Below are 20,860 nucleotides of genomic sequence, written 5' to 3'. Positions count from 1 at the left end.
AGCAAAAATTGTGGCCTGCCGGGTCCCGTATGTTGCGTATCACTATATACTTTGTTGGCAACAGTTATTCTAATTTATAAATACCGCTTTGAAGAGCCAAAGCTTCGCTGGTCAAGTGGTTCATTAAATTTAGAAGTTTAGGTATGGTACTTTCCCCCATTAAAATATTTAATCCCATCTTGGGTGGACCGAACTTTTTGAACTTGGTTACGAGTGCCTCGAAGAACTCTATACCTGCTTTTGTTTGATCTGTAATCACCAACTTCTCAAAACCGAGTTCAATTAGGATTTCATTCATCTCTGTACTCCTAAATAAGAAACTTTGGTCCGCAGAGGAGGCCCAAGGCATAGGATACTGAACTTCTTCGCCATTATATTTAAAAATGTCATAGTACAGAAAATATCCCCCTGGTTTTAAAACTCGTCTGATTTCCGAATAGAATTTTTCTTTATCGGGAACATTCATCTGGACATGTTGGGTCCAAACCACGTTAAAGGAACCATCGTTAAAAGGAAGGCTTAGTGCATCCCCAACTACAAATTTTGTCTTGTGGTCAAGTTTCACCAAACTGGATAACGCTTTGGCCGTTCTAATGAACTCGTTGGAAAGATTTATACCGGTTACTTTGCAATTGAATTCATCTGCTAGCATACGTGACGGACCACCCAGTCCACATCCAACGTCAAGCACGTTAAGGCCACAAATATCGATTGTCCGGGCCAGTTCTTTAGAAACCATGGCTCCTCTGACATGGAATTCATCAACCGACGAAATATCACCTCTTTTAACTGAACTTTGGTCAATCCCTTGTTCTAATAATCTATTTAATATCTCCTCGAACAAATTCTCTTTGAGATAATGATCCTCTATATTTTTGTTCAGATTTCCCGTTATAAAATTTTTAATTGTTGCCAACAAATGAATATTGTTAGAACTAATATAGGAATATATAGCCTTTGATTACATCGGACTAATATGAACCACTATTCGACCATTTTACATTCTATAATTTGAGGAGTTCATCAAACATATGGAGAGGAAGAGGAAAGCATAATCTCATATACAATGTTGGCAATTATTATTCTTTATTGTTTCCCAACCATTCCAACCTTTTTAAGTCAGGTAGATGTTTGATGCTAAACTTTTCAAAAATAGCCTTGAAACCATTTCCGTCAGGACTTGCGGCCATCATTCCTACCTTTAGGGGAACATTACCCTTAAGGTAGCTAAGGTTACTCATTGTATAATTGGTTCCATCCAAAGAATAAAATATTTCCACCGCATTTAGTCTCCTGATAACCTTAATCCATACCGACTTTGGTTTTTCTGACAATTGAATAACACTCCAACTACTCTGATGGTTAGTAACAACAGTACTGTAATTGTATTTACCGTCAACATATTCAATTCCGGTTTTAATCCATTGCTTTTCATCAATTCGTATCATCATCCCCATTTGGTCAAAGCGGGTTTTATATTCTCCTGTTATTTTTAACATTGCCTCAAACTCTCCACCTCTTGATGTATAATAAAATGGCCCATCGTCTACGGTAAATCCATAGTGTGTTTCACGCCAATAGTCCGATTGTGGAGTAACAAACATTTCTAATTTACCCTCTGACACTTTCCACTTGTCAGGTTCATTTAACCAAGTCATAGAATTTAAGTTTGGTGAAGATGCTTTATGTGTCATTTTTAGTGATATTGATAAAAGCTAAAATACGTCTCAACATGCATTTTTGATACTAATTGCAAACGCTTAGTTATAACTGTCATTTATGGGATAAAAGATAGTTTTTTGGGTAGGCACTGACTTTAGCAATTCCGAGTGGATTCCAACGTAGTAGAATCCGCCAAAATTGGGTTAAACATTGTTATTTGCAGTTTTATAATTCCTTTTTTCAAGAAAAATCAATTCTAATTTTTCATTTATCCTCTTTTTCTGGAATTCAGAATATCCAAGTTTATTGTACAGTGATAAGTTTCTACCACTTTTATGACCTGTAAATAATTCAAAGCGTTCCGCAGAATCAAATTTGGATTCAATCTCTTTCATCAATAGTCTCCCCAACCCTTTGTTTCGAAAATTTTCATCCACTATCAATCTTCCAATTTTACAAGTTTCCTTTTCTAAAAATCCTCGTACAGAACCAATAATTTTTCCATCAGATTCAATCTTTAAAAATTTTTCTTTTTCAAAATCGGTTTTTATAGAATGTAAGGTCTGAGTTAAAGGTGGAATTTCGAAATCATCATATAATTCTGCTTCTTCTAAGTAGCAGGCTTTTTGCAAATCCAATATTTGTCCGAGGTCTTCTATTTTTGCTACTTTTATTTCCATTCAGTTACTTTATATGCTACTAAGAGGGCAGTAGGTATTTATCAATATTAGGAATATATGGCTAGTGATTGAACCCCAAGCATTGATTGCGCGAGGTGCAATTTGGACTATTGGTTTTTGCTATTATAATTTTCAACCGCGCTTATATTTATCAATAGATTTTTTTCCTCCATCCTTTTTAAAACCCATGATGATAACTGGACCAATTTGGATGCCAGTCCCTCCCCGTAAACACTCAATGAATATTCCACTCTAGGCGGAATTTCAGGGAATTCCTCCCTATTCACAATTTCAAAAGCCTCAAGTCGCTTTAAGGTGACCGATAGCATGCGCGGGGATATTCCGTCGATATTTCTTTTTAGCTCCCCAAATCTCATCTTTTCGTAATACCCGAGATTTAGGATGCAGTGCATGCTCCATTTGTCCGTGATGGAAGCCAACACATCCTTGGTTGGGCAGTAGCCCCGTTTTAGATAGGGCTGTGTGTCCATAAAATATTTCTGTATATTTTTTTTGAGCATAATCACTTGATTTTCAACAATAATTATCTATAAATAACTAAGTAACAGATTGATAACTAGTTGATTATTAAATATATAAAACTTAATATTGGTTACGTAAAGTAACTAACTTATTTAAAATTACCAAGATAACTATATGAAAGATTTTGATATTCACTTTAAATGGGTCGGGGCTCCCACGTGGGTCATTCAAATTGATAATCTGAAAATTGCCTGCGATCCCGTTTTGTGCCCCATCAACACGGTACAGGACCACAAATATTTTAGGGCCAAGAGGAGGTCCGAACCACACTATGGAGGTAAGGATTTCGAAGACATCGACTTCTGGCTTTTGACCCATCGGCATGAAGACCATATTGACAGCTATGGAGTGGTCCAAATCAATCCACATACAAAGGTATATGCCCACAAAAACCTCAAATCTTGGTTGCGTCTCATCTATCACAGAAATACGGAATACATGAAATGGGGAGCCAAAGCAACCTTTGTGAAGGAAGATGTAAAGGTTACCATAGAAGCTATTCCATGCGTTCATGCGAGCAATTTCCTGGCGTCCAAACTTGCGGGCGGAGTGAATGGCTATTGGTTGGATATTGAGAAACCAGCAAGTTCATTGTCTGTTTATGTCACTGGCGACACCGTAAACCATAGCAAAGTAAAGCGTTCGCTTGAAGGAAGAACAGTGGACATTCTTATACCTAATGTTGGCGGTGGCGGATTGGACAGGTTCGGAGGACCCTACACGTTCACCGCTGAAACATTAATGGACATAACCGAGCTCATCAATCCAAAAAGAATCCTCCCCGTACACCATAAGTCATTCAGCCTTTACAAAGAACCTATTTCCAAGCTTTATGCGTTGAAAGATGAAAGGGTGTTGAAATTCAATGAGGGCGATTCGGTGTCAGTCTGATGAATATATAACGGTTTCGGTCAGTAATACTGGACTGGGAGATAAAATCAAAGGTGTGGAAATCTAAATTCAACAAGGTTTCCCTGAAAACACAAACCGTCAGGCCAATACTTGAAAAGAGGTCTAAAAAACTGCCCAACACTAATGGCCTTGACGATGAAAAGTTGAATTACCCGATAATCCTATTATCAAAACTACCCTAGGGTATATCCTGGATATATACCAACAATCTTTGTCCAAGTTTATATAGTAGTCTGATTTATGATTGAACCTTCGTTTTTATCATCTGAACCGCCATAACTTATATAAGGTGTTGCGGGTAGTTATTTTTTAAACTTTTCAGCTATTTCTAGCGCCAGTGATTCATTAAATCTTGTAAATAGATTGCAAGTAATGGATACTATTATTTCATCCTTTGGATAAATAAGCAAAAAAGAACGTCCTCCAACGGAACTTCCCCCATGATGTATATATATATTTCCTGATTCGGTGACATCCCTGCGCCAGCCTAAACAGTAATTTGTTCTCTCGCCATCAGCTAATTGGGTAGGGGTCCACAATAGTTCAATAGTCCTTTTATTGATTATATCTTTTCTTAAAAGATGTTGGGACATTTTTGCCAAATCCAATGATGACGAGAGAAATCCTCCTCCTGCCCATTTATTAGAGTTATCGATATAACTTGCATTTATAATTGTACCATCTCGAAGTTGATAAAACTGAACTCTGTTGTCTATGATTTTATCATTAAGATCCGGCACTGTACTGTACATTCCCATGGGTTCAAAAACGTTGTTCTGCATGTAATCAAGAAAGTTCTGTCCCGCTACTTCCTCAATGGCAGCACTCAATAATACATAGCCATATGTAGAATAACCATACTTTGTTTTTGGTTCAAACAATAGGGAATCTTCCTTGAAAATGTCAATACTCTCTTTTATGGTGTTGTAGTGGACATTACTAAAATATTCTCCATTTTTGTAATTATAGTTCCGAATTCCGGAAGTATGGGATGCAAGTTCTTGAATAGTAATTTGATATTTTTTCTTTGGAAAATAAGGGACCAACTTTTGCACTGTATCGCTTAAATTGATTTTCCCCTTTTCAATCAGCTTGCCTAGAGCTATCGATGTAAGTGATTTAGAAATACTTCCAATTCTGAATTTTGAATTCAATTTGATAGGGGTTTTATTTTCCAAATCTGCAAGTCCAAATCCTTCAGACCATAGGATTTTGTTCTTACTGGCCACGGTAATAGAAAGACCAGGAATGGATTTTTCTTTCATCAAGTCTGTCACTAAAGCTTTAGCATTTTTAGTTTCGGTTTCAAATTCCGGATTTACGTATTTAGTTTTTGTTTCAATAATTCTTTGTGAAAAACATAGAGAATTAATGAAAAGAGCAAGTATTACAAGTACCTTATTCATTTTTCTATTTTATTTCAAGACTACGTATAAAAAAAATTGTTACAATTTCAATTGATGTATTTACAAACAACAGAATCTTGCCTATAAGTAACTTAGTGGTTACTTGCCTTGGCAAACACATATTAAACTGAAAATCCGCAAGGATTTTCGGAAATGGGCGATGAAAATACCATACAAAGGTTGTGACTCTCAGGTTGAGCACTAAGGACTTAAATCACTAATTTCAATTGATTCAAATCACATTCTTAAAGGAATTTGTCTTTCCGCTCCGTGGAAATTTTCTAAAACCAAAAGAGTGATGTACCGACGTTAGGGTCTTTTAGTCCAATAGTTGAACCATTTTACTAGCGACCTGTGTAGCTGAAGCTGGATTTTGACCTGTAACCAAGTGCCCATCTACAATCGAAAATGGTTCAAATGGTCTGGTGTGGCTAAAGATTGCACCCTGCTTTACCAATTCATCTTCGAGCATAAAAGGAATTACATCGCCAAGCATGTGATTGTCCAACATCTCTTCTTCCCTTGTGAAGGCATTTATTTTTTTCCCCTGCAACAAATTACCTCCATCTGATAAGGTGACATTTAACAAGGCCACCGGGCCATGACATACCGCACCGATAGGGCGCCCACTTTCGTAAAACATTTTTATGATTTCCTTTACATGTGGGTCAAAGACCATATCCGTCATTGGGCCAAGACCACCGGGAAAGAATATTGCATTATAAGCATCAGGATTGATATCGGACAGCTTTTGACTGCAATTCAAGCGCTTAAACCCGTTACTATTTTTGAATCTCTTGCTCTGTTTGTGAGATTCGTCATACCCAACGAATGGTGGCTCACCCCCAAGAATGCTTGCAAAATCAACAGCAAAACCGCTATCGATGAAATATAAATAGGGATTGGCTACTTCTGAAAATTCGTATCCCGTAGGATATCTTCCCGTACCAGTTGAATTAGTGCTGGTCACAATAAACAAAATTGTTTTCATCTAGGTATTTTTTAAGTTGAATCGGAACCATAGCTTTTTCAATTTCTGGAGCATGGTCCCAATCTGATATTGTTTCAAATCCTTTTTATAGAATTTGCAAGGCTGCCCAGGGCATTGGCCAGTTCTTGGGGCGCGGTCTCCAATGGCACATGCCCACGTTCCAATGTCACTGATTCATTTATTCCGAGCCTTTCTTGTCCCAATCTTTGTGCCTTCAGTGAAATCACCTTATCCTGTGTAGTTTCCACATATGCTTTTTGGACCCTGCCGAAATTTGAATCAGATAAGATTACTTTCTCAAAAAATGGTTTGGTCGCTTGCTCGACCAGCTTGGGGAGCACTTGGTCAATCTGTTCTTCTGTGGCACCGGTAAATATTACCTTTAAAATGGTCTCTCTACTCATTGTAGCCGTACTCTTATCATCAGAAAAAACTAGGTTTTCAAGAAACTCACTTTCCTCATCTTCTTCGAAGACTTCCACCGCTGTTTTTCCATCATAAGGAAGGGCCGATGCAACGTATATTAGTTTTTCTATACTATCTGGCATTTCTTCGGCTACTTGTGATATTATAAAACCGGCAAAACTGTGCCCAACAAGAATCACCGGCTTGCCTATGTTGACCAATTCCTTTTTAACACGATTTGTATATACTGCTAGAGTAATCTTGGAAACATCAGTGTTATCATTACCATGCCCGGGTAAATCGATAGCGATAACCTTGTGACCTTTTTTTTCAAGGTTCTCCGTTGTCTGCTCCCACGACCATGCTCCTTCCCATGCACCATGTATCAATAAAAATGTCTTAATTGAATTTTTCATTGTTTATGTATTAATTGTTGTTTAAATCTGGGTACAAAGTTGGACCGGAAGACTCTTTTAAAAGTTGTCAAATGACAACGTTTTTGGAACCATGGTCTTCATTTTTTATATAATTCGTGACCATTTGGAAAGTAATAGTAGGTATCAAAAAAAACACCCCATCCCAAAAGGAGGAGTGTTGTAAGAATAGGTACGAATTGCAATTTATCCCATGGAAATGGCACTGAGCAATTCTTCATTGGTCATTGCCACACCGTCAAGGTTCCAAGCACCGTCAACTGCATGGACTACATTTACATAAATGTTGTCCTTTGGCTGTGATTTGCCTGAAAGCTTAAAAATGATTTCAGTTACCTCTGCAAAATGTTCTTTGATAACAGCTTCGTCGGATAGGGCAAATGACGGCACTTTCCATTCGACCCATACTCCGCTGAAGTCATTTCCCCCAGAAAAGGAAAACCCTTTGGGTACGATGTGCACATTGGCAGTTACGTTGGGTGTCATCACCGTGTTTCCAGCCAACCCATGTGTTCTCAATAAGGAATCTGTAATTTGTTTTACTGCTTCTTTCTCTGTTCCTGAAGGCAAAACGCCCTCGGTCAATGTTAATGTTAAAGGCATATACATTTGTTTAGGTTGCGAACTTCGTTGTCCATACAACACCACAAAAATCTACTGTCTTTAAACGTTGAATGTTGTCCTAAGACAATGCTTTTCAGGATTTTGAAAGGTCAATTTTTCAGATAAACATTCTAAGACCAATAAACTTCTGCCTATCAAATGATATAGAAGGTGGCGATCAAGAAATAAAATAGGGATAAGGGACTACAACTTTGCTCTTAGTTTGCTCAACGTAGAATTGGTCATCCCCAAGTATGAGGCTACGGCTTTGCTTGAGATTCTGGATAAGAGCTTTGGTTCATGTTCCATGACCCATTTCAGCTTGTCTATACCTTCCATGCCCAAAAAACTATAGATTCGCATCTGTGAGTGGATGAAAGCAAACTCAATGAATTGATGGTACATTTTGGCGAAAACGGGAATGGTATCCACTAATTCGTAAAAGTCTTTTCTCTTAATTGCTAACAGCTCGGATGGCTCCAGGGAAACCAAACAGTCACGTGAAGGTTTTTGCAGCATAAAACTTGTATTGGCCGAAATGATACTTTTTTCCAAAGCAAAGTATCCAGTTATTTCGTTGCCTTTGTCATCAATCTCATAAAGTCTCAGACAACCCTTGCTGATAAAGTAGAAATGATTACATACTTGACCAATGTTACAGAGCATCTCATTTCTCACGGTCCTTAAAGGCTGAAAGCGATTTGTAATTTCATCAAGTGTCTTCTTGTCAACTTCATCCACTGATTTTATAAATCCTTCAAGTTCCGTAAACATTTCCTGTGTCTTTTTGAGTTTCAAAAATATGAATATTGAAAAATGCAAATATTGCTATATGACAATGATTACCGTTGAAATCTAATTAAGATTTGTGATGACAAATCTTGGGGATATTAAAGGGCAAAACCGAGACTTTTAATTAAATCCTTAGGTTTCATAAAAATATTTGGATGTATATCATGCTGATTTTCAAAGATTCTTACTCTTGACAAAACATATTGCAATTAATCTAAACTACAATCAATCAGCTAGACTATGAATACGAAAACAAAAAACCTGATATCTAGTTTTTTTAGTAGCACGGTTATTTGGCTGGTTCTTGGAACTCTAATGACTTAAGTAAAGGTTTCCCGAGAAACGTTCGGATTTGGGCACTTTCATCTAATTGTTGCTGGGGAATGGCCTTATAAGTTTAAGCTATCTATAAAAACAAAGCCCGCATTTGATGCGAGCTTTGTTAATCCCCAAAACGAATCTTACCGTAAACTTAAATCTAATTTCTACTGCTTGACTGCTCCAAAAACACCTCGGCCTGTAGGTAGGTCCTTTTGGAGCGGTAATCTCTCTTTTTTTCAAAACCAACATGGGAAATGCTGCCAAAACCACTTTTGCTTTCTAGAGCATGCAGTGTTTTGAGGATAGCGGTATACCCACCTTGGAGGATAAAGATATGGGTTAAAATCTCTTCATTTTCGGTTTTCCGTATATGGGGTAATTTAAAATCAATGATCGCCACTTGTTCTTTTACTGCCTGCAGGTTTAAAAATTTAAAAAGGTTGCTCTGCATGGAAGTGTTCTCCAGATTGAATTCAAGCAATTGTTGATCTAAATTCCTTTCTTTTTGGCTTAACAGGGATAGCTGTTGTGGAAGATTGGACATGGCGGACTGCTTTTGCATTTGCTGGTTGTATTCCTTTTTTGCCAAGAGTGTTTTTTCCAACGCAATTTTATAGCTCGCAAAAATCATAGCCAAAACCCCAAAAATCAAGAATTTATTCTTCTTATTCAGCTTCATTAAGCATAAGGTTTAAGGTAAAACTGGCAGAGGAATTGGAAACGTATTCGTAATCCAATATGTCTACCCTGCGAATCCAATCTTGCATTTCCAGATGGTCTGCCCATAGGGTAAAGGTGTTTTTATCGTTAGTGATCCCCGCTATTTGAAGGGAATGTTCCTGTAGTTCGATGGGTTTATCTTTACGAACGGGAAAGCGTAACGGTTGAAAATGCATGGCTTGTAATTGCACAGAAGATGGGATATCCATAGCAAGCTTATCAAAATATAGCGATGTTCTGGAGTTTTTGGATTTGGCAATCAATTGAAGTCGCTCCTCCTTGGATGTGACCCGCTGTTGTAATTGTTTAAGGGTGAGGTCCTGTAGGTCCACATTGGGCAAACTCGATTCCAGCTGCTGATTTGCAGTATGATAGTGATTGAAAATTAAGAAATTTCCGAGCAGGACCACTAAAAAAAGACCCAAAGCTCCTTTGATTCCAAAATCAAAAATTCTAGCATTTTTGAAAGTGTCGCCAAGTTGCCCATTAATCAATTGGAGGTTGCTGCTTTTCGGTTTTGAATTCAAGTAGGCCACTATTTGTGCAAAGCAGAGCAGTTGGGTTGGCAGTAAAGCAAGGTTTCCGATTTCCACTTCTTGGGCAGCCGTATTTGTTTTGGCTTTAAAAGCTACCAAATTGCCCCGTTGGTAGTGCACCTCAAAATTGGAACCCATTAAGGTTCCCTCAACATAGTTCGCAAGAACATCCATATGGGATAGGCCTAAGGCGATTTGAATGGGTACGATCCCCCTTTCCTTCAATTGGGCCAGGTAACCATCAATAGCTACTTTCTTACTGATACTGACAATGGCATTTGAACCGGCTTGGGTGACTTGGTAATAAAAATTATCAAGCTCCAGATTTGGAAAAGCCTGGTTCAACAGGCGTTCCGGGTTGTTGTTTGTGTCCGCCACAATATGCTTTTTAAGTACCTGGGCCGAATTAAAGGTTACCAATACCGGGGCGCTCTTCTCAATATGGGGTAAAAGTTCCTCCAAGGTTTTACCGATCACGGAATCCAAGGGGTGAAGCTCTTCTTTGTTATAGCGCATGTTTAGAAGTGCGTAGCTTTCCTGGCTTTCTTGGGTATGAACTTCCAGACCTTGGTACAGATTCCCCTCGGTGATATGTCTCACTATTTTTTTAAGCATCTAATAGATTACTGTGGGTTTAATAAGAACGGTCAGTTTTTGTTTGGTATCCTCTCGTTGCCTTCTACTAAACAACCATTTGATTACGGGTATCCTGGCCAAAAGGGGTACCCCGGAACCAGTGTCGTTTTTTATCTTTTCTTCCAATCCGCCTAAAATGGCCAAATCTTGGTTCTGCATGCGTATAATGGAACTGAACTCCCGTGAAGTAAGATCTGGGGGGGCCTCGTCTTCGATACGATCTTCACTAAAATCCGATTGAACAACGTTGATGTCAAGTGTTACCTGTCCATCACCCGAAACAAAGGGTCGTATACTCAAGGACAGTTCGGCGTCTACAGGAGCGAAATTTCGTATTTCTGAAGCCGTGGGAATTTGGGAACCAAAAAAGTTTTGGTTGGTGATAACATAATAGGTGGTTTCCCCAATGGACAAGGTAGCACGATGCCCATTTAAGGTGGACAACTTTGGCGTAGAACGTATTTTGAGATTGCCATTATTCTCCAATGCCCTAATGGTAGCAAAAAAATTAGGTACTACCTTGCCTATATTAAAAGAGCCAAAACCATCAAAACCGCCTATGATCCGGTTGACAGTATTTGCCCCTAAAGTAATATCGGCAGATGGGAAAAGGTTCCCTCTGGTACTAACCGGCGCATCCCCAATTCCCAAACTGATACCGGTTTCCAGAGTGGCCGATTTTCTTACCTCCAAAATCATCACTTCAATGAGCACCACAGGTACCGGGCGGTCAATTTCCTTAAGAAAACCTTTAAAACGTTGCACGTTGGCTGCAGGACCGCTGACAATAAAACTATTCAGCTCAAAGTCTACCTTGATATCCAATTGTGATTTTATTTCATCAGGAAATATATCCACAAGGGCCTGTGCGCCATCTTGAGAATTTCTGAAACTGAAATTCCCTTGCGTATTCAAGGTTCTTCTATTTAGGTTACCTTGGGGTAAACCGCCGGCTTGCCCAAATTGGTTTTGATTGTTCCCAAAAAAATTGATGTCGCTTCGGGCAGTTCTGCCCGCAGTCCTACCACCCCCAGAGCCATAGGTTGGGTCGCCCAAGAGTTCCACAGAGCGGTACATCATTTGAATAATTTCCACATTTCGCAGACTCAATTGATCCGCCGTACCAAAGAAGTAGATATTGTTCTCCTTTTTAAAGGTAAAGTTTGTGGAAGTTGCACCAACCCTAGGAATTTGACTTGTTCTGGCCCTGCCATTTGATGGTAGGGTTTCTTGGGGTACACTTGGTAAAGCAGTTTCCTGACTTTCAAAAATATGAGCCAATAGATCATCAAAATAAATGCCCTTTGCGTTAAAAGTAATGGTTCCTGCCTGCTCCAATGGGGTAGCCGTATACACATCCAAATTTAAATCTTGCGCTAGATTATCAATAATCTCAGCTACTGGGGAATTCTGTAAGTTGATATTCAGAATTCTATTTATGGTATCCAAGACTTCATAGCGTGTACCAGGGCCCATCCCTATGTTGCGATTGGCACTTTGATCGCCGTTTTCAAGTGAACTGAAAAGATAAAATCCGTCTCTTGATTTGGAGTGGACCAAACCATTGATGTCAGCCAATTTTGCCATGGCCGTATCAAAGGGGACATCGTTCAAAAGGATGTTGAGTGGTCGATCTTTTAGACCGTTACTATAAAGGAGGTTCTTACCCGATACTTCAATAATTTTTCTGAACACTTTTTCCAAAGGGTCATTCCCGATATCCATTGAAATAAGTCCAGAATTTGGGTCATAACCGATCTGAACTACTTTTTCAACTGGTGTTACTGGGGTTGGGCGATAACTCTTGATGGCAAGGATACTACCTGTAAAGTCAATGGTCAGATTGTATTCTTTGCAAAGGAACAGCAATAGATCACTGATCGTTACATTGGAAAAATTGTTTATGATAGTGATGTTAGCAATGTCGTTACTTACACTTAAGTTCAATTGGTGAACCTTGGATACGGCCATCAAGAAATTGGGTAAGCTTACGCTGCTTACGTTGACCTCTAGTTTTAGGGTTTCGTTATAGGCCGGATTATCCATCGCCAGGGCTTCTAGATTGTTACGTAATGATCGTATCCTTTCCTCTTGTGAATTTGCACTGAGAAAAAGAAGCAATAGCGGTATAAGTACTAAATATCGTTTCATTGTTTAGTTTGTCAAAAGGGTATAGACTTCTTCAATGGATGTTATTCCCTGTTCTACCATGGCAATGGCATTTTTCTTCAAGGTGGCAATTTGTTCCTTGATCAAGTATTCATCAATCTGCAATTCATTGGCTATAATGGGGCCGTACAATGTTTTGGTTATGGGTACGATTTCATAAATGGCTTTTCTGCCAGAATAACCAGTATGGTGGCAGGCATCGCACCCTGTGGGCACAAAGTGCTTTTTTATCGATGGGGGAGTTTTAAAGTTCTTTGGAAAAAATTCCCGGGCAATGGGCTTTTCTTGTTTGCAGGCATTGCAGAGCTTTCGCACCAAACGCTGAGCCACACTCATGTTCAAGGTATTGGCTATTAAAAAGGGCGGTACACCCATATCCACCAATCTAGAAATAGTGGCCCATGCCGAGTTGGTATGTATGGTAGAGAGCACCAAATGCCCGGTTAAGGCTGCTCTTATGGCCATATTGGCCGTGTTAACATCTCGAATTTCCCCTACCATGATGACATCGGGATCTTGACGTAGAAATGTTTTGAGCGAACTGGCAAAGTCGAGGCCTATATTTTCCTTTAGCTGTACTTGGTTGACACCCTCTAAAGTGTATTCTATAGGGTCTTCAATAGTAACGATATTGGTTTTTTCATTATTCAAGGTTTTCAAGGTGGCATAGAGGGTGGTGGTCTTTCCTGAGCCGGTTGGTCCGGATATCAACACAATACCGTTTGGTTTTTTGATACCCTCCTGGTACCGTTCCAATTCGGTTTTAGAAAAACCAAGTTGCTCCAATGCAATCTTTCCGGTATCCCTGCTTAAAATCCGGAGCACCAGCTTTTCTCCATGCAAAGTGGGGAGGGAAGATACCCGGATATCAAATTCATCGGTATACGATTTTACTGTAATACGCCCGTCCTGTGGCAATCGTTTTTCGGCAATGTCCAGGTTAGCACGAATTTTGATTTTATTGACCATGGTAGGGTAATCCAGCATGGGAATGCTATAGCGTTCGATTAGTTTCCCATCTAGGCGAAAACGGATACGGCAGCGCTCTTCATAAGGTTCAAAATGAATATCACTACTTCCAATGCTCTTCCCAGTCAACAATATTTTTTCCAGGAAATCTTTAGTGTAGCTTAAGCTGGCATTTTCATTAGTGGCCTGTAGCCGATAATTGGTAAATAAATATTTCTGCAGCTCTTTCGTCTCACAAGCTTGTAATGTTACTGGCTTTTCAAGGATAATGTTAAGCTCGGTCAATAGTGTGTCCAAGGAAGCTGTATCTGTTTTTAAGACAAGGGAATCTTCGTTTTCGCCAACTGGAACGATGCGGTAGTGAAACGCCTGTTCCGATGAAATTTGCTGTTGTAGATGTGTGGGTATGTGATAGGTTCCTTCTTTCATGGCTAGATATGGTATAGTGAAATAAGACCGGGAATGTTGGATAGCAGTAGTATGCCTAATAGGAAAAGGCCCATGAAGCCAGCTAAGGGAACCGTTTTAGCATTGACAAAGTAGTTGAGTACAACAAATGCCAAAACTGAAAAACATAGGCTAAAAGCCAAAAGCACAATAAAGGTAACGGTGGGAAATCCCAGTGCAAAAGCGCACAGAAAAAGAATATCCCCTAACCCTAAGCTGGCGTTCAAAAAATCTTGCCTTCTAAGTATTTTGGTGTAAACCCACAATAAGAAAATGAGGGCGCAAACCAGGATAATGTTGGACCCAACATTGGCTGCATAGTTGATAAAGGAGGTTTGTCTTAGGTAAAGCGCCGCTAAGAACACACCAAGCAATGGAAAAAGCACCCAATGTACCATTCTTTGCTTGAGGTCCTGAAAAACAATGACCGTAATGCCCAACATGGTAAAAAGTTGAAGTACCATAATCAATCTTTGGTAATCTGTTTTGGATTCCCGTTTTCATCAATTTCCCAAACATTAAGGATGCCATCACCATCAAAATCAGTGACAGCCTCGGCCCGCGCCTTGAACGAAACATCATTTGCCGAAATGATTACGTAGACATAATTAGCGGTACCGTTTTCTTTTACGGTTTTTGGGGGCACAAAATCAAGTTCAGCAATATCGGCAGTGAACTTACTGTACATGTAACGGTGCGTGGTCTGCGAATTGTAAATCGCCTTTAGTTGCGTTTGTGCCTCAATACTTTTCGCCTTGGATATCAAGGGCATTAAATTGGGAAGTGCCAATAAGAGCAGGATGCCAATAATGGCCAGTACTATTAAGGTCTCTTGGAGATTGAGGGCTGGGACTTTCTTCTTGAGTAAGGTGTTCATCATTTTTTTTGGTTTTCCGAACACCCTAGTTCAATTGGTAAACTAGAAGTCGTCCGGACTTTTTTGCTTTAATAAATCATCATATAAGTCCTTGGCTTTGCTTTTATAAATACCATCGTAAGCAATGAGGTCTTTCAATAGTAAAATGGTCTTGTCCTTGTCATCTATTTTTAAGTAACATAAGGCCATATACCAATTGGCTTGTTCCTCATAGGCAGGTACCTTGGTAAGTTGTTTGAATTCGCCTAGCGCTTTTTGGACTTCCCCCTGCTTTAGGTACGCATTACCCAAATACATTCTTAGATGATGCTTCCCAGGGGTTTCGGCTATAAGCTTTTCCAAAGCAGGGATAGCTCCTTCATAATCTTCCTTGGCGTAGTTTTCATAAGCCAGTTTTACATGCGCTTCTTCATTGCCCCGCACTACATCATCCAAAGGGTATACGGTAAAGTAGGTATCAAAGAGAAGCTGTTCTTGGGTTGCGTTTTGATAAAGGAAAAAGGCACCTAAGCTTATAATGACCAACACGGTGGCAGCAACTTGCCAATTGAACCAGCTACCTTTTAGGCGCTTGGTTTTAACATCCGAAAGCTCACCCTCAATTTTAATAAGCTTCTTTCTAAAATCTACGGCATCCATATTGGACATGGATTCGTGCAGGGTTCGATGCTTTTCCAACGCTTCCTGTAAGCCAGGGTCCCTTCTTAGGGATTCTTCAAATTCCAATTTCGAAGTGGGATCGAGACTGTCGCTCAAATACGCTTCAATCAAATCAAAAAGTTCAGGCGTATACTTGCTCATCGCTATTGGATTTTGCGTTTTTTTGAACTTAGTTCCGTATAAACAGGGTCTAGCTCAATCATTTTAAGTAATTTTTCCTTGCATTCGAACTTTTTCTTTCTCGTATAAGCCACACTGTAGCTCATAAGTGAAGCGATTTCATCCATTTTTTTGCCCAAAAAGAAGTTACGAAGTAATTCTTGACATTGACCGCTCAATTTCAAAAAATGCTTGTGATAAAGGGAAAAACGCTCCCTTTTTTCAATTTCCGCAAGGATACTTTTTTCAAGATCTTCAGAAATTTCCGGTTTCTGGTCCAATTGTAAGGTCCTCTTCCTTTTTCTAAGCGAATTCATCCACATATTTCTGCTCACTGCAAAAATATAGGTTGCCAAAGAACATTCTAAGCGCAAAGAACCAGACTTTAGTTTTTGGTAGGTCAATACCAAGGCATCTTGGAAAATATCCTTGGCCTCTTGTTCAGAGCCGGAATTTTTTAAGATAAAACCTTGAACTTTAGGGTAATGGTTGCTGTAGATATCACGTAATGTTCGTGAATCCCCAGCTAAAAAACCTTTTAATTCTTCAGTCCTTTTTTTTGTGCTCATAAGTTAATGTAGGCAACCTTGCGATTGTTACCCGTTGCTACAACATTTTATAAACCTGCTAAAATAATACTTTCCCTTAGGAACCCCTATGTTATAGGCATTTCATCCATAGCTGCCCCCAGATTAATAACGACAATGATTTTCTTTTATTCTTTTGGCAAAGTAGCCCTTTACTTCCAAAAATCATTCTTGCCACAGCAGTTTAAACAACAGGCTGCAAACAAAGGGGAGCGTACTTTTTCTATAGGATATTCCAATGCCCAAAAAGTTTTAACGACTGAGGGAAACATATGGGTCTATTTTAAAACGAATAATCATAAAATATTGACAATTAATAAGTTACAATACATTTAGAATATAGGTAAGCATTCTCATAGTGTGTGTTAGTAGGGCTAGGTTTCATTGTTGGGATGGTCCTAAAATTGGATTTAGGAATTGGAAATATGGAAAAAATCCTAAGAAAAGGTAACAATAGTTTGTCTAGGGACATCAAGCAAAGAATACCACCTGTATCGTATTCCACGATACTATTTAGGACACTATAAAACAAACAAATGAGCAACCGACTACCGTTACCCTTATCCCGATTATGTAAAAGACAAAACCCTCCAAATTTGGCATCTCGCTTCCAACGAAGAAATGAGGGGAAATTTAAGCTATTTGCAGTAACAGCATTTTTCTTGATGTGTTTTCAGGCGAATGCACAAATAAATTACGGTACGATTACGATAATCAATTCCGATACCGATACACCAGTAGCAACTGTTGCCAATAATGGCACGTACTATTTAGATGTGGTGGGTTCTAACATTACATTGGATGTGGCACCCCCAACTTCGGTTGGGAGTGTGGTGTTCAACACCGACATCGCCGAAGACCAAATTGAAAGTATTACACCATACGCATACAGAGGGGATACTGGTGGAGACTACAATCCTTGGACAACACTGCCCAATTATTTGGGTGCCCCAATTACATTTACCATAGGCTATTACTCGCAGTCAGGGGGAAATGGAACGCTTTTAGGGGATGATGTTTTTACAATAACCTTTGAAGCCCAATCCCCATCACAGGATACGGAATCCCCTGTAATTGCTGCTTTTTTTGCTACCGCGCAAGGAGAAGATGCTATTGCACTAAGCTGGAATACCTCGGACAATGTGGGCATAACTTCCAGAAGCATTACCTATAGTGATGGCAATATACCCATTACTACCAATAGTGGAAACACCACGGTTACGGGTTTGAGTGCCGCTACCAATTATACATTTACCCTTGCTGTTGGTGATGCAGCTGGAAACAGTACTTCAGCCTCTGATAGCGCCACTACGAATATAGCAGGGAGCGGTAATCCACCAGCAGGGGATGCTGATTGGAGTGCTGGTAGTGGCAATGATATTTACTACAATAATGGAGACGTGGCTATAGGCCGAACGAGCGTCCCTAACGGATACAAGCTAGCTGTGGATGGTAACCTGCGCGCCCGCGAAGTCCGCGTGGACCAGGAGAATTGGCCAGATTATGTCTTTGAGGACGATTATGGCCTTCCTTCTTTAGAAGAAATCCAAAAACATATCACTGAAAAAGGGCACTTGCCCAATATGCCCTCTGCCAAACAAGTTGAAGCCCATGGTATAGAATTGGGTAAGATGGACCGATTGCTCTTGGAGAAGATTGAGGAGTTAACACTTTATATTCTCATGCAGCAAAAACGAATCGAAGAATTAGAAATGGAGAAATCAATTGAAAAAAGGACTGTAAACCCTAAAAAACCATAAATGAATGAAAAGCTTTAAATCAACAGTGTTCGTCTTATTGTCCCTTCTAACTGGGATGAACTATGCCCAAGAAATACATAATCAAAGTAATGCGGCCAGCATTACCAATGAATCCAATGCCATAACCGGATGGGTTCCGCATAATGTCAATGTTACATCGGTATCTGTTGAAACCTCTGATGTTTACGAAGGCTCATATGCTCTACGAATTCAAACTGTAGGAAGTGGAGCAAGTCGGGGAAAATATTCCTTTTCCACAACGACCAATACCCAGTACAAAATAGTCATATATGCCAAGACGCTGAGCCCAGATGCTGGTTTTTGGTCTTGGGACGGCTTCAGCGATTTTAGTGGAGTTGATATAACAGGTTCAGATTGGAACCGATATGAGTTTATCTTGACTGCAAGTGGCACCACTGCCACTATAAAGGTATATGCCGGTGCCCCTTCGGCTATTGGTGAGGCCGTACTAATAGACAATGTTTCAATCACCCCCAATACCAATGCCGACACCCAGCCCCCCACGGCACCCACTTTGTCCAGCACAGGCCAAACTGATACCACAGCAGACTTCTCTTTGTCAGGAGCCACCGATAACGTTGGTGTAACTGGATACAGATTGTACAAAGACAATGTTTTGGAAACCACTCTCGGGAATGTATCCTTCTACCAAGTAACAGGTCTTTCGGCTTCCACAGCCTATCAATTCAAAATACGAGCACTTGATGCAGCTGGGAATGAAAGTGGTGATAGCAATATCGTTTCTGTTACGACCGATACCGATTCCAATGGCGGTGGGGGTTCAGGTAGCACAGTATGGTCAGAAACGGGTTCGGTGGCAAGTTACACTGGAAACGTTGCCGTCGGCCGCAATACTGTGCCATCGGGATATAAACTAGCTGTTGAGGGCAAGATACGTACTAGAGAGGTACGGGTGGACCAGGACAACTGGCCAGATTATGTTTTTAAGGATGATTATGACCTTCTTTCTTTAGAACAAATCCAGAAACATATTACTGAAAATGGGCATTTGCCCAACGTTCCATCAGCTAAAGAAGTTGGAGCGAACGGTATAGAACTCGGTGAGATGAACAAACTACTATTACAGAAAATCGAAGAGTTGACTCTCCATATGATTCAATTGAAAAAAGAAATCAATCAATTAAAAAATGAGAAATGAAAAAGCTAATAGTTTTCTTTACTGCCCTCAGTTGTTCTATCGGTTTCGGACAAACTAACTTACTAGATGACTCTACATGGAGTATTGGTACCGGGTCTGTCGCGGGTTTTCCAAAATATGGGACTGATGCAGAAAGCGTTAGGTCATTGGGATTAGATCCCTTTGGCGACCAGTCCGTGTTGTGGAGATGCATCACAGAGGGTACTGGAGGTTCCAGTGGAGGCTGGTTTTCGGATGCCTTTACCATAGATCATACAAAAACTTATAGACTGACCGTGTGGATGAAAAAATTGAACTCACCTGATGGATCTGAAGTTTTTGGAACCTACATATACGATTCAAGCGGAAATCATACTGCTATAGCATCCAATGGATCAACAAGTTCCAATCCCATTTTTAATGGAGGTGATGCAATTCAAAGTCTTAACACTTGGTACCTGTTCGTAAGTTACATACATCATAGCGGTTATTCCGGTGCTATGGACCAAGGAAAAGTCTATGATGTCAATGGAAACATCGTATCCAACATAGATGATTTTAAATCCAGTTCGAATAGTGTTTCGGCAAAACATAGGGCGTATTATTGGCAAGGTTTCAACAGCGTGGATGAACTCATTCTTTTTAAACCAACCGTATATGAGGTAAACGGACAGGAACCCAGCATTCAAGAACTACTGAACGGCCCCAACGGAAACTCTGATTCACAATCTCCCACGACACCCACTTTGTCCAGTACCGGTCAATCTGAAACTACAATAGACCTCTCTTGGTCCGGCGCTACTGATAATGTGGGAGTAACCGGTTACAAAATGTATAAAGACAATATTTTAGAGACCACTCTTGGGAATGTATCCTCCTACCAAGTAGTGGGTCTTTCGGCTTCCACAACCTATCAATTTAAAATACGAGCGCTTGATGCTGCTGGGAATGAAAGTGGTGACAGCAATATCGTTTCGGTGACAACCGACCCAAGTTCAGGTAGTGGAGGGAATTCTGGCAGTGGTTCTGTTTGGTCAGAAGATAACGCAGTGGCAAGTTACACCGGCAGTGTTGCAGTAGGTCGAAGTTCTGTTCCCTCAGGGTATAAAATGGCCGTTGAGGGCAAGATACGTACCCGTGAGGTACGGGTGGACCAAGACAATTGGCCCGATTATGTCTTTAGAGATGATTATGAACTTCCTTCTTTAGAAGAAATCCAAAAACATATCACTGAAAAAGGGCATCTACCCAATATTCCTTCAGCAACAGAAGTGGAGGAGATGGGTGTAGAATTGGGTGAAATGAATAAACTCTTACTGGAGAAAATAGAGGAACTGACACTGTACATACTCGAACTCAAAAAAGAGAATGATGCTTTTAAGATTAGACTAGAAGAATTGGAAAGCAAAGAACAACCTAAATAACCAATAAA

21 protein-coding genes are annotated in these 20,860 nt (G+C 39.9%); 4 read left to right on the top strand and 17 right to left on the bottom strand.

From position 1 onward, the window contains the following. Nucleotides 1–64 precede the first annotated feature (64 nt). The 4 genes from CLV81_RS05995 to CLV81_RS05980 form a co-directional block, all read right to left on the bottom strand. Nucleotides 65–916 (bottom strand): class I SAM-dependent methyltransferase, encoded by an 852-nt coding sequence (locus CLV81_RS05995; protein ID WP_245911934.1) that lies wholly within the window; start codon nt 914–916, stop codon nt 65–67. 163 nt (nt 917–1,079) lie between these two features. Further along, a complete protein-coding gene (locus CLV81_RS05990) occupies nt 1,080–1,658 on the bottom strand; it encodes a DUF1349 domain-containing protein (RefSeq protein WP_245911932.1) in 579 nt (192 codons plus the stop codon). A gap of 207 nt (nt 1,659–1,865) precedes the next feature. Next, the gene (locus tag CLV81_RS05985; protein WP_106144124.1) at nt 1,866–2,342 is read right to left on the bottom strand and encodes a GNAT family N-acetyltransferase; all 477 of its coding nucleotides are present in this window, start codon (nt 2,340–2,342) and stop codon (nt 1,866–1,868) included. Between the two features lie 107 nt (nt 2,343–2,449). After that, nucleotides 2,450–2,863: a winged helix-turn-helix transcriptional regulator gene (locus tag CLV81_RS05980; protein WP_106144123.1), complete on the bottom strand. Its 414-nt coding sequence runs from the start codon at nt 2,861–2,863 to the stop codon at nt 2,450–2,452. A gap of 136 nt (nt 2,864–2,999) precedes the next feature. On the opposite strand from CLV81_RS05980, the gene CLV81_RS05975 reads away from it, so the two are divergent. Further along, nucleotides 3,000–3,776: an MBL fold metallo-hydrolase gene (locus tag CLV81_RS05975; protein ID WP_106144122.1), complete on the top strand. Its 777-nt coding sequence runs from the start codon at nt 3,000–3,002 to the stop codon at nt 3,774–3,776. 323 nt (nt 3,777–4,099) lie between these two features. On the opposite strand, the gene CLV81_RS05970 is transcribed toward CLV81_RS05975, so the two are convergent. The 13 genes from CLV81_RS05970 to CLV81_RS05910 form a co-directional block, all read right to left on the bottom strand. Beyond that, complete coding sequence (locus CLV81_RS05970) at nt 4,100–5,203, bottom strand: serine hydrolase domain-containing protein (protein WP_106144121.1); 1,104 nt, start codon at nt 5,201–5,203, stop codon at nt 4,100–4,102. Between the two features lie 319 nt (nt 5,204–5,522). Further along, on the bottom strand, nt 5,523–6,194 hold the full coding sequence (locus CLV81_RS05965; protein ID WP_106144120.1) for a type 1 glutamine amidotransferase domain-containing protein: 672 nt from the start codon (nt 6,192–6,194) through the stop codon (nt 5,523–5,525). A gap of 74 nt (nt 6,195–6,268) precedes the next feature. Continuing rightward, the gene (locus CLV81_RS05960) at nt 6,269–7,015 is read right to left on the bottom strand and encodes an alpha/beta fold hydrolase (RefSeq protein ID WP_106144119.1); all 747 of its coding nucleotides are present in this window, start codon (nt 7,013–7,015) and stop codon (nt 6,269–6,271) included. Nucleotides 7,016–7,219: 204 nt separating this feature from the next. Then, nucleotides 7,220–7,636 (bottom strand): 4-oxalocrotonate tautomerase, encoded by a 417-nt coding sequence (locus CLV81_RS05955; protein ID WP_106144923.1) that lies wholly within the window; start codon nt 7,634–7,636, stop codon nt 7,220–7,222. Between the two features lie 204 nt (nt 7,637–7,840). After that, nucleotides 7,841–8,410 (bottom strand): Crp/Fnr family transcriptional regulator, encoded by a 570-nt coding sequence (locus CLV81_RS05950; RefSeq protein WP_106144118.1) that lies wholly within the window; start codon nt 8,408–8,410, stop codon nt 7,841–7,843. 496 nt (nt 8,411–8,906) lie between these two features. Then, complete coding sequence (locus CLV81_RS05945; protein WP_106144117.1) at nt 8,907–9,428, bottom strand: hypothetical protein; 522 nt, start codon at nt 9,426–9,428, stop codon at nt 8,907–8,909. Then, nucleotides 9,415–10,620 carry a hypothetical protein gene (locus CLV81_RS05940; protein ID WP_106144116.1) on the bottom strand — a complete coding sequence of 402 codons (1,206 nt, stop codon included), beginning with the start codon at nt 10,618–10,620 and terminating at the stop codon, nt 9,415–9,417. Before CLV81_RS05940 ends, CLV81_RS05945 begins: the two co-directional genes overlap by 14 nt. Next, the gene (locus CLV81_RS05935; protein WP_106144115.1) at nt 10,621–12,792 is read right to left on the bottom strand and encodes a type II secretion system protein GspD; all 2,172 of its coding nucleotides are present in this window, start codon (nt 12,790–12,792) and stop codon (nt 10,621–10,623) included. It abuts the gene before it with no gap. 3 nt (nt 12,793–12,795) lie between these two features. Further along, complete coding sequence (locus CLV81_RS05930) at nt 12,796–14,208, bottom strand: GspE/PulE family protein (protein WP_106144114.1); 1,413 nt, start codon at nt 14,206–14,208, stop codon at nt 12,796–12,798. Between the two features lie 2 nt (nt 14,209–14,210). After that, the gene (locus CLV81_RS05925; protein ID WP_106144113.1) at nt 14,211–14,690 is read right to left on the bottom strand and encodes a general secretion pathway protein; all 480 of its coding nucleotides are present in this window, start codon (nt 14,688–14,690) and stop codon (nt 14,211–14,213) included. 2 nt (nt 14,691–14,692) lie between these two features. After that, nucleotides 14,693–15,103 (bottom strand): general secretion pathway protein GspG, encoded by a 411-nt coding sequence (locus CLV81_RS05920; RefSeq protein ID WP_106144922.1) that lies wholly within the window; start codon nt 15,101–15,103, stop codon nt 14,693–14,695. A 42-nt stretch (nt 15,104–15,145) separates the two neighbouring features. Further along, the gene (locus CLV81_RS05915; RefSeq protein WP_106144112.1) at nt 15,146–15,904 is read right to left on the bottom strand and encodes a tetratricopeptide repeat protein; all 759 of its coding nucleotides are present in this window, start codon (nt 15,902–15,904) and stop codon (nt 15,146–15,148) included. Nucleotides 15,905–15,906: 2 nt separating this feature from the next. Further along, nucleotides 15,907–16,491 carry an RNA polymerase sigma factor gene (locus tag CLV81_RS05910; RefSeq protein ID WP_106144111.1) on the bottom strand — a complete coding sequence of 195 codons (585 nt, stop codon included), beginning with the start codon at nt 16,489–16,491 and terminating at the stop codon, nt 15,907–15,909. Between the two features lie 554 nt (nt 16,492–17,045). Here CLV81_RS05910 and CLV81_RS05900 point away from each other — a divergent pair. From CLV81_RS05900 to CLV81_RS05890, 3 genes are read left to right on the top strand one after another with little or no spacing between them, the layout of a single operon-like run. Beyond that, nucleotides 17,046–18,269 (top strand): fibronectin type III domain-containing protein, encoded by a 1,224-nt coding sequence (locus CLV81_RS05900; RefSeq protein WP_146129837.1) that lies wholly within the window; start codon nt 17,046–17,048, stop codon nt 18,267–18,269. 4 nt (nt 18,270–18,273) lie between these two features. Next, a complete protein-coding gene (locus CLV81_RS05895) occupies nt 18,274–19,449 on the top strand; it encodes a fibronectin type III domain-containing protein (RefSeq protein WP_146129836.1) in 1,176 nt (391 codons plus the stop codon). Then, complete coding sequence (locus CLV81_RS05890; RefSeq protein ID WP_106144107.1) at nt 19,446–20,852, top strand: fibronectin type III domain-containing protein; 1,407 nt, start codon at nt 19,446–19,448, stop codon at nt 20,850–20,852. The genes CLV81_RS05895 and CLV81_RS05890 overlap by 4 nt, the downstream gene beginning before the upstream one ends. Nucleotides 20,853–20,860: the final 8 nt, after the last annotated feature.

This window comes from Flagellimonas meridianipacifica, from assembly GCF_003001695.1.
GTDB classification, from domain to species: domain Bacteria; phylum Bacteroidota; class Bacteroidia; order Flavobacteriales; family Flavobacteriaceae; genus Flagellimonas; species Flagellimonas meridianipacifica.
The sequence above is the reverse complement of the archived record's forward strand: the minus strand, read 5'-3'. Positions and strand labels throughout refer to the sequence as shown.